The sequence below is a fragment of the Microbacterium sp. X-17 genome (genome assembly GCF_039615055.1).
In genome coordinates, this window is record NZ_JBDHNI010000001.1 from 1,512,398 (window position 1) to 1,526,660 (window position 14,263).

Consider the following 14,263-nt stretch of genomic DNA (forward strand, 5'->3'; position numbering starts at 1 on the left):
CGCACCGGTTGAGGTAGTGCGCGCCGTGGACGTCATCGGCGCCGGTCACGTCTTCCGTCACAGTCCTACAAACAGGCTTCGAGGGAAAGGGGTCCCGGCTGGCGAGCATCTCCAAGTATAGGTAACACGCACGAAACCTGGGGTGTTCCCGCAGGTCTGTGCGCTACCACGCGGCGGCCCGCCGCGGAAGACTGCGGAACTGCACCGGTGTCGTAGACTGGTCGCGGTCTGTAACAATCCGCACAGTCGCCGGGACACCTCGTGAGACCGGCGTCCCGCGGCCGCACGATCCCAGTAATACCGAGGAGCAATGGACGTCGCTGTAGAGAGCCGTGTCGAACCGGCGGCCCGCATCGGTGTCGCGCGCAAGGCCAAGGCGTACCTCGCCCTCACCAAGCCGCGCGTGGTCGAGCTGCTGCTGGTCACGACCGTCCCCACGATGATCCTCGCCGCGCACGGCATCCCGAACCTCTGGCTCGTGCTGGCCACGGTGGTCGGCGGCTACATGTCGGCGGGCTCCGCCGGCGCGTTCAACTGCTACATCGACCGCGACATCGACCGCGTGATGCGCCGCACCAAGCGCCGGCCCCTGGTCACCGGCGAGCTGAGCGACCGCGAGGCCCTCGTTTTCGCGTGGGTGCTCGGCATCGCCTCCGTGCTGGTGCTCGGCTTCTTCACGAACTGGCTGGCGGCGGCGCTGTCGGTCGGCGCGATCCTGCTGTACGTCGTCTTCTACACGCTCATCCTCAAGCGCCGCACCGCCCAGAACATCGTCTGGGGCGGCGTCGCCGGCTGCATGCCCGTGCTCATCGGCTGGGCCGCGGTCACCGGCTCGCTGGCCTGGGCGCCGGTCATCCTGTTCGGGATCATCTTCCTCTGGACGCCGCCGCACTACTGGCCGCTGTCGATGAAGTACCGCGAGGACTACAAGGAGGCCGGCGTGCCGATGCTCGCCGTCGTCCGCGGCCGCACGGTCGTGGGCCTCCAGGTCATCCTGTACGCGTGGGCGATGGTCGCGTGCTCGCTGCTGCTGATCCCGGTCGCGCACATGGGGCTGGTCTACACCGTCGTCGCCCTGGGCGCCGGCGGCTGGTTCCTCTACGAGTCGCACCGGCTCTACAACCTGGCGATCCGCCACGAGCATGTCTCGCCGATGCGCGTGTTCCACGGCTCCATCGCCTACCTGACGCTCATTTTCCTCGCCGTCGCGATCGACCCGCTGCTCTGGTTCTGACCCACTGGCGATTCGTGCCGAATGGCGCGAATCGGCGCCACTTTCACGCCATTCGTGACGAATGTGGGTGGCGCTGCTAGCGTTTTGAGCGTGCAGGCGCTGAGGACGGAACGGCTCGTCCTCGATGCGCCGCGGGAGAGCGACATCCCCGCCGTCCTGGAGGCGTGCCGCGATCCCGAGCTGCTGCGCTGGGTGCCGCTGCCGGAGCCGTACACGATCGAGAACGCCGAGTTCTTCGTGCGCTCCTACTGCCCGCACGGGCTGGCCAGCGGCCGGTTCACGGTGTGGGCGATCCGGGAGGGCGATAACGCCCCGCTCGTCGGCGCCGTGGAGGTGCGCAGGGACGAGGCGGCGGGATCGGCCTCCCTCGGCTGCTGGCTGACGCCGTCTGCGCGGCGCAGGGGAGTGATGACCGAGGCGCTGACGGCCGTCTGCGACTACGCGCTGTCGCCGGACGGCTTCGGCCTCGACCAGCTGCGCTGGGAGTACCTGCCGGGTAACGACGCCAGTAGGAGACTGGCCGACGCGGTCGGCTTCGACTTCGCCGGCGCGCAGCCGCACGCCGTGGACTTCCGCGACGAGCAGCGGGAGGCGCTGACCGGCGTGCTACGCCGCGACGACGTCCGCCGCTGAGCCGGTCTCGACCGGCTCGGGCCGCCGGGCGGCCGTGAGCGACATGACCACCGCGGTCATCACCGAAGCGAGCGTTGCCGCCAGGGTCATGTGGATGCCGACGAGGATCCCGGGCAGGCCGGTGTTGGACTGGATCAGCCCCACGGCGATCTGCACGAGCTCCACCCCGAGCAGCAGGAGCGTCAGGCGGTGCACGGGCGTCGCGGTGATCCGCCAGGCGCCGACCACCAGGACGAGCGTCAGGGCGAAGGTCGCGTACGCCGGGAACGAGTGGACGTGCTCGATCAGCTCCGGGTTCAGGCCGGTGCGCGGCGTGTTCGGGTCGCCCGCGTGCGGGCCGGTGCCGGTCGTGACGATTCCGAGGACGATCGTGATGCCGACGAACACGCTCGTGACGTAGGCGGTGACCGCGTACCAGCCGGGGACGGCGCGGACGCGCGGGCCGGGCACGGCGTACACCCGGACGAGGAAAACCGTCGTGAGCGCGACCAGCACGATGGAGGTGATGAAGTGCAGGCCGACGACCCACCAGGTGAGCTTGATGAGCACCGTGATCCCGCCGAGGACGGCCTGGAACGGCACGCCGAGGCCCGCGGCGAAGGCGAGCCAGAACAGGTCGCGCCGCGTGCGGAGGAGCTTGACCACCATCAGGAAGGCGAGGATCGCGAGGATCGCGAGCACGCCGCCGAGCATCCGGTTGCCGAACTCGATGACGCCGTGAATGCCCATCTCCGGCGTGTTCACGATCGAGTCCGCCGTGCACTTGGGCCAGGTCGGGCAGCCGAGCCCGCTCCCCGTGAGCCGCACCGCTCCGCCCGTGGTGACCAGCAGGACCTGAGCCGCGAGGTACAGCCAGGCGACGACCCTGGTGCGCCGTTCGACACGGTCGGGCAGCCACGCGATGATGCGCTTCATAGTTCCTGGGTTCCTCAGATCTGTTCGATACTCGGCCAACGTGCAGGCGCGTCTCTACTATTACCGCTCCGCACCTGTAGAATTGGTGGGTTCGAGAAACGCGCGTGAAAGTGCGCGTGCCCGCAAGCGTTTCCTCGCCTGCGGCCGGGGCACTGCCGCCCCTGTCCTCGATCAGTCTAGGTACGTGCTGCGCTGGTCGCAGCACAGCCACCCGCACAATCAGGACGCTCTCGGCGCAGGGCAGACACGCGCCGCGAGGGGAATGAGCCGGACTGATATCCGGTTGAGAGTGGAAGGAAACAGAGGTAGATATGTCAGACATCCTGATCGACCGACCGGAACTCGCGAGCCTCGGGCAGTACGAGTTCGGCTGGGCGGACTCCGATGCGGCAGGCGCTTCCGCGCGTCGCGGGCTCGGACCGGAGGTGGTCAAGGACATCTCCGCTCTCAAGAACGAGCCGGAGTGGATGCTGCAGCGCCGCCTCAAGGCCCTCCAGCTCTTCGAGCGCAAGCCGATGCCCACCTGGGGCGCCGATCTCTCCGAGATCGACTTCGACAACATCAAGTACTTCGTCCGCTCCACCGAGAAGCAGGCCCAGAGCTGGGAGGACCTGCCGGAGGACATCCGCAACACCTACGAGAAGCTCGGCATCCCCGAGGCGGAGCGCCAGCGCCTCGTCGCCGGGGTCGCCGCCCAGTACGAGTCCGAGGTCGTCTACCACCAGATCCGCGAGGACCTGGAGGAGCAGGGCGTCATCTTCCTTGACACCGACACCGCGCTGCGCGAGCACCCCGAGATCTTCGAGGAGTACTTCGGCACCGTCATCCCGGCCGGCGACAACAAGTTCGCCGCGCTCAACACGGCCGTCTGGTCCGGCGGCTCGTTCGTGTACGTCCCCAAGGGCGTCCACGTCGAGATCCCGCTGCAGGCCTACTTCCGGATCAACACCGAGAACATGGGCCAGTTCGAGCGCACGCTGATCATCGCCGACGAGGGCAGCTACGTGCACTACATCGAGGGCTGCACGGCCCCGATCTACAAGTCCGACTCGCTGCACTCCGCCGTGGTCGAGATCATCGTCAAGAAGAACGCCCGCGTGCGCTACACGACCATCCAGAACTGGTCGAACAACGTCTACAACCTCGTCACCAAGCGCGCCACAGCCGCCGAGGGCGCGACGATGGAGTGGATCGACGGCAACATCGGCTCCAAGGTGACGATGAAGTACCCGTCGATCTACCTGATGGGCGAGCACGCCAAGGGCGAGACGCTCTCCGTCGCCTTCGCCGGCCCGGGCCAGCACCAGGACGCCGGCGCGAAGATGATCCACATGGCGCCGTACACGCAGTCCTCGATCGTCTCCAAGTCGATCGCCCGCGGCGGCGGCCGCGCAGGCTACCGCGGCGAGGTGCGGGTGGACGCCAACGCCCACCACGCCGCCAACACGGTGCGCTGCGACGCGCTGCTGGTCGACACCATCTCGCGCTCCGACACCTACCCGGCGATCGACATCCGGGTGGACGACGTGCAGCTCGGCCACGAGGCCACGGTCTCGCGCGTGAGCGAGGAGCAGCTGTTCTACCTGATGTCCCGGGGGCTCCCGGAGGACGAGGCCATGGCGATGATCGTCCGCGGCTTCATCGAGCCGATCGCTCGCGAGCTCCCGATGGAATACGCACTCGAACTCAACAAGCTCATCGAGATGGGCATGGAAGGCTCTGTCGGCTGATATGACGACCCCCACCACCCCGACGCAGACCCAGGACACCCCAGCGCCGGCGCCGCGGCACCTGCGCGCGCCCGTCCCGGTCCAGACCCGCTCCGAGCGGTTCACCTCCACCCAGGTCGCCGACTTCCCGGACGTGACCGGCCGCGAGGTCATGTGGAAGCACACGCCGGTCGCCCGCCTCGCCGAGCTCATCTCGGGTGAGCTGGACGGCGCGCCGTACGTCGTCGACCTGACCCCCGCTCCCGGCGTGACGGCCGAGTGGGTCGCCCGCGACGACGCCCGGGTGGGCGCCGCCGGCATCCCGGAGGACCGCGCCTCGGCGAACGCCTGGACGAACTTCGAGCAGGCGCTGCTCGTCTCCATCACGGGCGACGACGTCAAGGAGGCCACCCTCACTCGCTCGGCGCTCGGCGGCTCCGCCCGCGCGGCGCACACCGTGGTGGAGGTCGCCCCCGGCGCCCACGCCACGCTGATCCTGCAGAACAGCGGCGCGGCACACCTGACCGAGAACGTCGAGTTCCTGCTCGGCGCGAACGCGAATCTCACGGTCGTGTCGGTGCAGGAGTGGGACGACGACGCGCTGCACGTCGCGGCGCACTTCGCCGAGCTGGCCGAGGGCGCGCGCATCAAGCACGTCGTCGTCACGCTCGGCGGCGGCGTGGTCCGGCTCAACCCGTCGGCGCACCTCGCCGGCGCGCGGGCCGACGCCGAGCTGCTCGGAGCCTACTTCGCCGACGCCTCCCAGCACCTGGAGCAGCAGGTCTACGTGCACCACGACGGTCCCGAGACCCGCAGCCGCGTCACCTACAAGGGCGCGCTGCAGGGCGAGGGCGCGCGCACGGTGTGGATCGGCGACGTGCTGATCGGCCCGAAGGCCGTCGGAACCGACACCTACGAGCAGAACCGCAACCTCGTGCTCACCGACGGCGCCCGCGCCGACTCGGTGCCGAACCTGGAGATCGAGACCGGCGACATCGTCGGCGCCGGCCACGCCAGCGCCACGGGACGCTTCGACGACGAGCAGCTCTTCTACCTGCAGTCGCGCGGCATCCCGGAGGACGAGGCCCGTCGCCTGGTCGTCCGCGGCTTCCTGTTCGAGATCGTCCAGCAGATCGGCTCGCCCGCGCTCCAGGAGCGCCTGCAGGCCGCGATCGAGGCCGAGCTCGCCGTCTCCGTCACGGCGGCGAGCTGATGGCGGGCACCCGCGTCGCCTCGGCGGCCGAGCTGGTCGAGAACCAGGCCACCCGCGTGGTGGTCGACGGCGTGCCGATCGCGGTCGTCAAGGACTCGGCCGGCGACATCCACGCCATCGGCGATACCTGCACGCACGGCGAGATCTCCCTCGCCGAGGGCTTCATCGAGGGCGAGACGCTGGAGTGCTGGGCGCACGGCTCCCAGTTCTCGCTCATCACCGGCAAGCCGCTCAACCTCCCGGCCTACGAGCCGGTCCCCGTCTTCCAGGTCGAGGTCATCGACGGAGACGTCTACATCGACCCGACCGTCACGAAAGAGATTCAGTAAGCACATGTCAGTCCTCGAGATCCGCGACCTGCACGTCACCGTCGAGACGGACCAGGGCACCAAGCCCATCCTCAACGGTGTCGACCTGACCATCCGCGAGGGTGAGATCCACGCCATCATGGGCCCCAACGGCTCGGGCAAGTCCACCCTGGCGTACACGATCGCCGGCCACCCGAAGTACACGGTCACCTCCGGCACCATCACGCTCGACGGCGAGGACGTCCTCGCGATGACTGTCGACGAGCGCGCCCGCGCGGGCCTGTTCCTCGCCATGCAGTACCCGGTGGAGATCCCCGGTGTGACCAACACCAACTTCCTCCGCACCGCCAAGACCGCGATCGACGGCCAGGCTCCTGCCATTCGCACCTGGGTGAAGGACGTCCGCGAGACGATGGGGCAGCTCCGCATGGACTCCTCCTTCGCCGAGCGCAACGTCAACGAGGGCTTCTCGGGCGGCGAGAAGAAGCGCAACGAGATCCTGCAGCTCGAACTCCTCAAGCCGAAGTTCGCGGTGCTGGACGAGACCGACTCCGGCCTCGACGTCGATGCGCTCAAGGTCGTGTCGGAGGGCGTGAACCGCGCCAAGGCCAACACCGGCCTCGGCATCATGCTGATCACGCACTACACGCGCATCCTCCGCTACATCAAGCCCGACTTCGTACACGTCTTCGTCGCCGGCCGGGTGGCCGAGGAGGGCGGCCCCGAGCTCGCCGAGCGCCTGGAGGAGGAGGGCTACGACCGCTTCGTGGACGCCCCCGAGCCCGCCAAGGCCGACGCCGTCGACCTGGCCGAAGCGTAGAATCCGACCATGCCCGAAACGCTGAGCCCCGCGCTCTTCGACCAGGTCGAAGAGGCGCTCAAGAACGTCATGGACCCCGAGCTCGGGATCAATGTCGTCGACCTGGGCCTCATCTACGACCTGGCCTGGGATGAGGAGAACAACGCCCTCATCATCTCCATGACCCTCACGAGCGCCGGTTGCCCGCTCACCGACGTGCTCGAAGAGCAGACCGCCGAGAGCCTGGACGGCATCGTGGAGGCGTTCCGCATCAACTGGGTGTGGATGCCGCCGTGGGGTCCGGAGCGGATCACCGACGACGGCCGCGACATGATGCGCGCCCTCGGCTTCGCCATCTGATTTCCGACGATGAGGTCCCGGCACGTGAGTGCCGGGACTTCTGTCTGACCACCGAACGTTAGGACCACCACTGTGCTCGCCGTGCACGACCTCGAACTGCGCGTCGGCGCCCGCCTGCTGATGGAGGACGTCAGCTTCCGCGTGGCCGACGGCGACAAGATCGGGCTCGTCGGCCGCAACGGCGCCGGCAAGACCACCCTCACCAAGGTGCTCGCCGGCGACCTGCTGCCGAGCTCCGGCAAGGTCGACCGCTCCGGCGAGCTCGGCTACCTCCCGCAGGACCCGCGCTCGGGCAACCTGGACGACCTCGCGCGCACGCGCATCCTGGACGCCCGCGGCCTCGGCTCGATCGTCCTCGGCATGCAGCAGGCCACGCACGACATGGCGAGCGACGACGCGGAGGTCTCCGCGGCGGCCATGAAGAAGTACGGCCGGCTGGAGGAGCAGTTCCACATGCACGGCGGGTACGCCGCCGAGGCCGAGGCGGCCTCCATCGCCTCCAACCTCAACCTGCCCGATCGCATCCTCGACCAGCCGCTGAAGACCCTCTCGGGTGGTCAGCGCCGCCGCATCGAGCTGGCGCGCATCCTGTTCTCGGACGCGCGCACGATGATCCTGGACGAGCCGACCAACCACCTCGACGCCGACTCCATCGTCTGGCTGCGGGACTTCCTCAAGAACTACTCCGGCGGCTTCATCGTCATCTCGCACGACGTCGAGCTGGTCGGCGAGACCGTCAACCGCGTCTTCTACCTGGACGCCAACCGCCAGGTCATCGACATCTACAACATGGGCTGGAAGAACTACCAGCGCCAGCGCGCGGCGGACGAGGAGCGCCGCAAGAAGGAGCGCGTCAACGCCGAGAAGAAGGCGTCCGCCCTCCAGCTCCAGGCCGCCAAGTTCGGCGCCAAGGCGACCAAGGCGGCGGCTGCGCACCAGATGGTCGCGCGCGCCGAGAAGCTGCTCGCCGGCCTGGACGAGGTGCGTCAGGTCGACCGGGTGGCGAAGCTGCGCTTCCCGACCCCCGCCGCGTGCGGACGGACGCCGCTGCAGGCCTCCGACCTGTCGAAGAGCTACGGCTCGCTGGAGATCTTCACGGCGGTGGACCTCGCGATCGACCGCGGTTCGAAGGTGGTGGTGCTCGGGCTGAACGGCGCGGGCAAGACCACGCTGCTGCGGATGCTCGCGGGCGTCGACCGGCCGGACACCGGCCAGGTGGAGCCCGGCCACGGCCTCCGGATCGGCTACTACGCGCAGGAGCACGAGACGATCGACGTCGAGCGCTCGGTGCTGCAGAACATGGTGTCGTCGTCGCCGTCGCTCACCGAGACCGAGGCCCGGAAAGTCCTCGGCTCGTTCCTGTTCACCGGCGACGACGCGCACAAGCCGGCCGGCGTGCTCTCCGGCGGCGAGAAGACCCGCCTCGCGCTGGCGATGATCGTGGTCTCCGGCGCGAACGTGCTGCTGCTGGACGAGCCGACGAACAACCTCGACCCGGCCAGCCGCGAGGAGATCCTCGACGCGCTCGCGCACTACGAGGGCGCCGTCGTGCTCGTGAGCCACGACGAGGGAGCCGTGGAGGCGCTGAACCCCGAGCGCGTCCTCATCCTCCCCGACGGCGTCGAGGACCACTGGAACCGCGACTACCTGGACCTGATCTCCCTGGCGTAGCCGCGCGGGTCAGCGCGCGTCGAGCAGCTCGTCCTCCACGTCGGAGTCGCTGCGCTTGAGCGCGCGGCGGCGGGCGCGCTCGGCGGCGCGGGCCTGCTCGGCCGGGTCGTGCTCGTTGCGCTTGCGGTACTCGGTGCGCAGCGCGTAGCCGAGGCCGAAGAAGCCGATCAGGGCGAAGATGATCCACTGGATCATGTACGACCAGTGCAGCCCCTCGTCCTGCGTCGGCGGGTCGGTGACCGTCGGCGTCGGCGCGCTCGCGGGGCTCGGCTTCTGCGACGCGAGCAGCCCGTACGCGCCGGTGTAGACGTCGGCGCCGTCGAGCTTCTGCTTGACGACCGAGAGCTGGATGGTGCCGACCTGCATCCCGACGCCGGTGCGGCCCTGGATGGCCGGCTCGCTGGCCTTCAGCCGCGCGATCACGGTCACGGTCCCGGAGGGCGCGGCGGGCACGTGGTCGGGGGAGTCGGTGTTGTTGCCGGTGGGCACCCAGCCGCGGTCCACGATGAACAGCGAGCCGTCGGCCGTCCGCAGCGGGGTGAGCACCTCGAACCCGGGGCTGCCGTTGAACGGGCGGTTGCGCGCCAGGATCTCCTTGTCCTTCTCGTAGGTGCCCGTCACGGTGACGCGCGTCCACTCCTGCGAGGGGGAGTAGGCGGTCAGCGACGGCAGCTCCTGGTCGAGCGGAACGGGGTGCGAGTAGAAGTTGGCGGAGATGAGCGCGTTGGCGGCCGCGGCCTCCTTGCTGCGCGCGAGCTGCCAGTTGGAGAGGAAGCCGCAGGCGATGGCGAAGACGATCGCGAACGCCAGGTAGCCGAACCAGCGGCGGGAGAACGCGAAGCTCCACCCGACCGGCTTCTTCTGCGGCGTCGACGGCTCGGCGGTCACGCGGTCGTCCTCTCGACGGGCACGACAGCGACCGGGAACTCCCGCGCCGCGAGGAAGTCGCGCAGGTAGTCCACGTGCTCGTCGCAGGCCAGCCACACCTTCACCCGGTCGGCGGTGTGGATGCGCGGGTTGCGCCACTCGATCCGCCAGGACGCGGTCTCACGGCAGCCGGCGCGGGAGCAGGTGAGTGCCTCCGGTTCGCCCAGTCCGATCACTCATCCTCCTCGTGCGCGTTCGGGCCGTGCGTATCCGCCTGCGGCCCGTCCGTGGGCTGCTCGCCCGACTCCTGGCGGCCTCCCCCTGCTGGAGGCGCCATCGGCAGGATATTGCCCGGACGCTGTGCTTCCGCTTCATGCGGCTCCGCGCCGACGTTGGCGATCACCACAGCGAAGTACGGCAGGAACACGGCGCCGATCAGCGGGATCGCACCCCACGGCCAGCCGACGAAGATCGCGACGATGAGGCAGACGATACGGACCCCCATGGCGACGGAGTACTTGATCATCCGCCGCTTGCGCTCCTCGTCCGGGGAGAGCGGGAGATTGGTGATGGACGGGCGTGGCTGCTTCATGTGCGTTGACTCCAGAGTACGTCCATAAACTGGTACCGGTCCGCCACGGGCCGAACTCGATTGAAGGGATCGTCTGCATGACCACGCCACGCACTGTGCTCGTCACCGGAGGGAACCGGGGGATCGGCTACGCGATCGCCGAGGAGTTCCTCGCTCAGGGGCACAGGGTGGCGGTGACGGCGCGTTCGGGCGAGGGCCCGGCCGGCGCGCTCACGGTGCGCGCCGACGTCACCGACGCGGCCTCCGTGGACGCCGCCTTCACCCAGGTGGAGGCCGAGCTCGGCCCGGTCGAGGTCGTCGTGGCGAACGCCGGCATCACCAAGGACACCCTGCTCATGCGCATGAGCGACGAGGAGTTCGACTCGGTCGTGGAGACCAACCTGGGCGGCGCGTTCCGCGTCGTCAAGCGCGCCTCCAAGGGCATGCTGAAGGCGCGCTGGGGCCGCATCGTGCTCATCTCGAGCGTCGTGGGCCTGTACGGTTCCGCAGGCCAGGTCAACTACGCCGCCAGCAAGGCCGGCCTCGTCGGCATGGCGCGCTCGATCACGCGCGAGCTCGGCGGCCGCGGGATCACCGCCAACGTGGTCGCCCCCGGCTTCATCGAGACCGACATGACGGCCGCCCTCCCGGAGGCGCAGCAGGCCGAGTACAAGCGCAACATCCCGGCCGGCCGCTTCGCCTCGCCGAACGAGGTGGCGCGCGTGGTGACCTGGGTCGCCGGGGACGACGCGGGCTATGTGTCCGGCGCCGTCATCCCGGTCGACGGCGGCCTCGGGATGGGCCACTAGGCCGAGGCTCAGCCGCGGAGGCCGAGCAGCGGCAGCACCTGCGCCAGGTCCTGGCGGTCGATCACGAGGTCGGCCTCCTCGCGCACGCGCGGCTTGGCGTTGAACGCCACCGCGAGGCCGGCCTCCGCCATCATCCGCAGGTCGTTGGCGCCGTCGCCGATCGCGACGGTCTGACGCAGGTGCACGCCGGACTCCGCGGCCCAGAACAGCAGGGCCTGCGCCTTCGCGGCCGCATCGACGACGGGGCCGTCCACCTCGCCGGTCAGGACGCCGTCGGCGACGGCGAGCCGGTTGGCCCGCCAGTGGTCGAGGCCGAGCCGCTCCCCGAGCGGGTCGAGCAGCTCGTGGAAGCCGCCGGAGACCACGCCGACCTCGCCGCCCGCGGCCTGCACGCCGGCGATGAGCTCCGGCACGCCGTCGGTGACGCGGATGCGCTCCCCGACGCGCTCGAAGACCGAGACAGGCAGGCCCTCCAGGGTCCGGACCCGCTCGCGCAGGCTCTCCTCGAAGTCGAGCTCGCCGCGCATGGCGCGCTCGGTGATCTCCGCGACCTCGGTGCGCGAGCCGGCCTCCTCGGCGAGCAGCTCGATCACCTCGTCATGGATCAGGGTGGAGTCGGCGTCGAGGACGACGAGGAAGCGGGCGGCACGCTCCGAGGGACGGGTGCCGTCGTGTGGATGTCCGTGCGTCATGGGACGACGTGCACTCCCTTGCCGACGACGGTGATTCCGGACTCGGTGACCGTGAAGCCGCGGGCGCGGTCGCGCTCCGGGTCCACGCCGATCCGCGCGCCCTCCGCCACGACCACGTCCTTGTCGAGGATGGCCCGGCCGACGAACGCGTTCGGCTCGATCAGCGCGCGGTCGAACACGACCGAGTCGATCACCTTGGCGCCGGAGGCGACGGTGGCCCACGGGCCGAGCACGCTGCGCTCCAGGTGCGCCCCGGAGATGACCGAGCCGAGCGAGACGATCGAGTCGATCGTGGTGCCGAGGGCTCCGCGGCCGTCGCGGACGATCTTCGCCGGCGGCGAGTTGAGCACCTGGCTGAAGATCGGCCACTCCGCGTTGTACAGGTTGAACACCGGGAGCGCCGAGATGAGGTCCTGGTGGGCCTCGAAGAACGAGTCGATCGTCCCCACGTCGCGCCAGTAGTAGCGGTCGCGGTCGGTCGAACCCGGCACGTCGTTGTTGTTGAAGTCGTAGACGGCCGCTTCGTTGCGCGACACGAAGTCCGGGATGATGTCCCCGCCCATGTCGTGGTTGGAGTCGGGCCGGTCGCCGTCGCGGATCACCGCGTCGATGAGCGCGTCCGCGTCGAAGACGTAGTTGCCCATCGAGGCGAGCACCTCGTCGGGGGAGTCCGGCAGGCCCACCGGGTCCTTCGGCTTCTCGCGGAACGCCGCGATCCGGTCCGGCTTGTCCGCGTCCACCTCGATCACGCCGAACTGGTCGGCGAGCGCGATCGGCTGGCGGATCGCCGCGACCGTCGCGGGAGCGCCCGAGTCGATGTGGGCCTGCAGCATCTGGTTGAAGTCCATGCGGTAGACGTGGTCGGCGCCGACCACGACCACGATGTCGGGCCGCTCATCGCGCAGCAGGTTGAGGCTCTGCAGGATGGCGTCGGCCGAGACGCAGAACCCGCGCATGCCGCGCCCCAGCTGGGCCGGCACGGACGCGATGTACGAGTTGAGCATCCCGTCGAGCCGCCAGGTCTGCGAGACGTGGCGGTCGAGGCTGTGCGACTTGTACTGGGTCAGCACGACGATCTGGCGCAGCTGGGAGTTGATCAGGTTGGACAGGGCGAAGTCGATGAGCCGGTACTGTCCGCCGAACGGCACCGCGGGCTTGGCGCGGTCGGCGGTCAACGGCATCAGCCGTTTCCCTTCGCCGCCTGCGAGCACGATGCCGAAGATCTTCTTGCCTGCTGCCATAGGCACCACAGTAGAGGCAACCGGGGGGCTGTACTAGCGTTCTCGTCATGCGCGTTGATCTTCTGACCAAGGAGTACCCGCCGGACATCTACGGCGGCGCCGGGGTGCACGTGACCGAGCTGGTCCGCGCGCTGAGGACCGATACCGAGGTCCGCGTGCGGTGCTTCGGGGAGCCGCGGGACGAGGCGGACACGTTCGCGTACCGCGTCCCGGCGGAGTTGGCGGCGGCCAATGGCTCGCTCACCACGCTCGGCGTCGACCTCCAGATGGCGCAGGACTGCGGCGGAGCGGACGTGGTCCACTCGCACACCTGGTACGCCAACGCGGGCGGCCACCTCGCCAAGCTGCTGCACGGCGTCCCGCACGTCGTCACCGCGCACAGCCTGGAGCCGCTGCGGCCGTGGAAGGCCGAGCAGCTCGGCGGAGGCTACCGCGTGTCGAGCTGGATCGAGAAGACCGCGTTCGAGGCGGCGGACATGGTCATCGCGGTGAGCGACGGCATGCGCCGCGACATCCTCGCCTCCTACCCGGCGCTGGACCCGCAGAAGGTCACCGTCGTCTACAACGGCATCGACCTGGAGCGCTGGACCCCGCTGCACGACGAGGGCAAGGCGCGGGCGCTCGGCATCGACCCCGACCGCCCCGCGGTCATCTTCGTGGGCCGGATCACCCGGCAGAAGGGCCTTCCGTACCTGCTGCGCGCGGCCAGGATGCTGCCGCCGGAGGTGCAGGTCATCCTGTGCGCCGGCGCGCCCGACACCCCGGAGATCCTCGCCGAGGTGACCGGGCTGGTGGAGGGGCTGCAGGCCGAGCGCGACGGCGTCGTCTGGATCGACCGGCTGCTCCCGAACGACGAGCTGCGCGCGGCGCTCACGGCCTCCACCGTGTTCGTCTGCCCGTCGATCTACGAGCCGCTCGGGATCGTGAACCTGGAGGCGATGGCGTGCGGCCTCCCGGTCGTCGGCACCGCCACCGGCGGCATCCCGGAGGTCATCGTCGACGGCGTGACGGGCCGGCTGGTGCCGATCGACCAGCTCCACGACGGCACGGGGACGCCGACCGACCCGGAGGCGTTCGTGCGCGACCTCGCCGCCGCCCTGACCGAGGTCGCCTCCGACCCCGAGCGGGCCGCCCGGATGGGCGAGGCGGGCCGCGCGCGCGCCGAGACCGAGTTCAGCTGGACCGCGATCGCCGAGCAGACCCGCGCGATCTACCGGTCCGTGACCTCCGCCTGACGCCGG

At 69.7% G+C, this 14,263-nt stretch carries 16 protein-coding genes; 10 read left to right on the plus strand and 6 right to left on the minus strand.

Annotated features, from left to right (window positions below; genetic code table 11):
- The first annotated feature begins 310 nt into the window (after nt 1–310).
- Nucleotides 311–1,234, plus strand: coding sequence for a heme o synthase (locus ABCS02_RS07370; RefSeq protein ID WP_345834933.1), 924 nt, complete (start codon nt 311–313; stop codon nt 1,232–1,234).
- 90 nt (nt 1,235–1,324) lie between these two features.
- A complete protein-coding gene (locus tag ABCS02_RS07375; RefSeq protein WP_345834934.1) occupies nt 1,325–1,867 on the plus strand; it encodes a GNAT family protein in 543 nt (180 codons plus the stop codon).
- On the opposite strand, the gene ABCS02_RS07380 is transcribed toward ABCS02_RS07375, so the two are convergent.
- The gene (locus ABCS02_RS07380) at nt 1,841–2,782 is read right to left on the minus strand and encodes a COX15/CtaA family protein (RefSeq protein WP_345834935.1); all 942 of its coding nucleotides are present in this window, start codon (nt 2,780–2,782) and stop codon (nt 1,841–1,843) included. The genes ABCS02_RS07375 and ABCS02_RS07380 overlap by 27 nt on opposite strands.
- Nucleotides 2,783–3,093: 311 nt before the next feature.
- On the opposite strand from ABCS02_RS07380, the gene sufB reads away from it, so the two are divergent.
- The 6 genes from sufB (at nt 3,094) to abc-f (ending at nt 8,842) form a co-directional block, all read left to right on the plus strand.
- A complete protein-coding gene (sufB, locus tag ABCS02_RS07385; protein WP_345834936.1) occupies nt 3,094–4,512 on the plus strand; it encodes a Fe-S cluster assembly protein SufB in 1,419 nt (472 codons plus the stop codon).
- Between the two features lies 1 nt (nt 4,513).
- Complete coding sequence (sufD, locus tag ABCS02_RS07390; RefSeq protein WP_345834937.1) at nt 4,514–5,704, plus strand: Fe-S cluster assembly protein SufD; 1,191 nt, start codon at nt 4,514–4,516, stop codon at nt 5,702–5,704.
- Nucleotides 5,704–6,033 (plus strand): non-heme iron oxygenase ferredoxin subunit, encoded by a 330-nt coding sequence (locus ABCS02_RS07395; RefSeq protein WP_345834938.1) that lies wholly within the window; start codon nt 5,704–5,706, stop codon nt 6,031–6,033. Before sufD ends, ABCS02_RS07395 begins: the two co-directional genes overlap by 1 nt.
- Before the next feature lie 4 nt (nt 6,034–6,037).
- Entirely contained in the window at nt 6,038–6,832 is a 795-nt protein-coding gene (sufC, locus tag ABCS02_RS07400; protein ID WP_345834939.1) for a Fe-S cluster assembly ATPase SufC, read from the plus strand.
- 9 nt (nt 6,833–6,841) lie between these two features.
- Nucleotides 6,842–7,171, plus strand: a complete 330-nt coding sequence (locus ABCS02_RS07405; protein ID WP_345834940.1) for a metal-sulfur cluster assembly factor — start codon at nt 6,842–6,844, stop codon at nt 7,169–7,171.
- A gap of 72 nt (nt 7,172–7,243) precedes the next feature.
- A complete protein-coding gene (abc-f, locus tag ABCS02_RS07410) occupies nt 7,244–8,842 on the plus strand; it encodes a ribosomal protection-like ABC-F family protein (protein WP_345834941.1) in 1,599 nt (532 codons plus the stop codon).
- A 9-nt stretch (nt 8,843–8,851) separates the two neighbouring features.
- Here the strand turns inward: abc-f and ABCS02_RS07415 are convergent, their stop codons facing one another.
- From ABCS02_RS07415 to ABCS02_RS07425, 3 genes are read right to left on the minus strand one after another with little or no spacing between them, the layout of a single operon-like run.
- Nucleotides 8,852–9,730 carry an SURF1 family cytochrome oxidase biogenesis protein gene (locus tag ABCS02_RS07415; RefSeq protein ID WP_345834942.1) on the minus strand — a complete coding sequence of 293 codons (879 nt, stop codon included), beginning with the start codon at nt 9,728–9,730 and terminating at the stop codon, nt 8,852–8,854.
- On the minus strand, nt 9,727–9,945 hold the full coding sequence (locus tag ABCS02_RS07420) for a hypothetical protein (RefSeq protein WP_345834943.1): 219 nt from the start codon (nt 9,943–9,945) through the stop codon (nt 9,727–9,729). The genes ABCS02_RS07415 and ABCS02_RS07420 overlap by 4 nt, the downstream gene beginning before the upstream one ends.
- Nucleotides 9,942–10,301: a DUF3099 domain-containing protein gene (locus ABCS02_RS07425; protein ID WP_345834944.1), complete on the minus strand. Its 360-nt coding sequence runs from the start codon at nt 10,299–10,301 to the stop codon at nt 9,942–9,944. The genes ABCS02_RS07420 and ABCS02_RS07425 overlap by 4 nt, the downstream gene beginning before the upstream one ends.
- A gap of 77 nt (nt 10,302–10,378) precedes the next feature.
- On the opposite strand from ABCS02_RS07425, the gene fabG reads away from it, so the two are divergent.
- Complete coding sequence (gene fabG, locus ABCS02_RS07430; RefSeq protein ID WP_345834945.1) at nt 10,379–11,089, plus strand: 3-oxoacyl-ACP reductase FabG; 711 nt, start codon at nt 10,379–10,381, stop codon at nt 11,087–11,089.
- A gap of 8 nt (nt 11,090–11,097) precedes the next feature.
- Here the strand turns inward: fabG and serB are convergent, their stop codons facing one another.
- Together serB and ABCS02_RS07440 are read right to left on the minus strand one after the other, a co-directional pair.
- Nucleotides 11,098–11,781 (minus strand): phosphoserine phosphatase SerB, encoded by a 684-nt coding sequence (serB, locus tag ABCS02_RS07435; protein WP_345834946.1) that lies wholly within the window; start codon nt 11,779–11,781, stop codon nt 11,098–11,100.
- A complete protein-coding gene (locus tag ABCS02_RS07440; RefSeq protein ID WP_345834947.1) occupies nt 11,778–13,022 on the minus strand; it encodes a glucose-1-phosphate adenylyltransferase in 1,245 nt (414 codons plus the stop codon). Before ABCS02_RS07440 ends, serB begins: the two co-directional genes overlap by 4 nt.
- A gap of 47 nt (nt 13,023–13,069) precedes the next feature.
- Here ABCS02_RS07440 and glgA point away from each other — a divergent pair, with 47 nt between their 5' ends.
- Complete coding sequence (gene glgA / locus ABCS02_RS07445; protein WP_345834948.1) at nt 13,070–14,257, plus strand: glycogen synthase; 1,188 nt, start codon at nt 13,070–13,072, stop codon at nt 14,255–14,257.
- Nucleotides 14,258–14,263: the final 6 nt, after the last annotated feature.

Excerpts from the sequence above, each read along its gene's own strand:
- ABCS02_RS07370 (WP_345834933.1), top strand. The coding sequence starts at position 311 with ATGGACGTCGCTGTAGAGAGCCGTGTCGAACCGGCGGCCCGCATCGGT.
- ABCS02_RS07380 (WP_345834935.1), bottom strand. The coding sequence starts at position 2,782 with ATGAAGCGCATCATCGCGTGGCTGCCCGACCGTGTCGAACGGCGCACC.
- sufB (WP_345834936.1), top strand. The coding sequence starts at position 3,094 with ATGTCAGACATCCTGATCGACCGACCGGAACTCGCGAGCCTCGGGCAG.
- sufD (WP_345834937.1), top strand. The coding sequence starts at position 4,514 with ATGACGACCCCCACCACCCCGACGCAGACCCAGGACACCCCAGCGCCG.
- ABCS02_RS07395 (WP_345834938.1), top strand. The coding sequence starts at position 5,704 with ATGGCGGGCACCCGCGTCGCCTCGGCGGCCGAGCTGGTCGAGAACCAG.
- sufC (WP_345834939.1), top strand. The coding sequence starts at position 6,038 with ATGTCAGTCCTCGAGATCCGCGACCTGCACGTCACCGTCGAGACGGAC.
- ABCS02_RS07405 (WP_345834940.1), top strand. The coding sequence starts at position 6,842 with ATGCCCGAAACGCTGAGCCCCGCGCTCTTCGACCAGGTCGAAGAGGCG.
- ABCS02_RS07425 (WP_345834944.1), bottom strand. The coding sequence starts at position 10,301 with ATGAAGCAGCCACGCCCGTCCATCACCAATCTCCCGCTCTCCCCGGAC.
- fabG (WP_345834945.1), top strand. The coding sequence starts at position 10,379 with ATGACCACGCCACGCACTGTGCTCGTCACCGGAGGGAACCGGGGGATC.
- serB (WP_345834946.1), bottom strand. The coding sequence starts at position 11,781 with ATGACGCACGGACATCCACACGACGGCACCCGTCCCTCGGAGCGTGCC.
- ABCS02_RS07440 (WP_345834947.1), bottom strand. The coding sequence starts at position 13,022 with ATGGCAGCAGGCAAGAAGATCTTCGGCATCGTGCTCGCAGGCGGCGAA.
- glgA (WP_345834948.1), top strand. The coding sequence starts at position 13,070 with ATGCGCGTTGATCTTCTGACCAAGGAGTACCCGCCGGACATCTACGGC.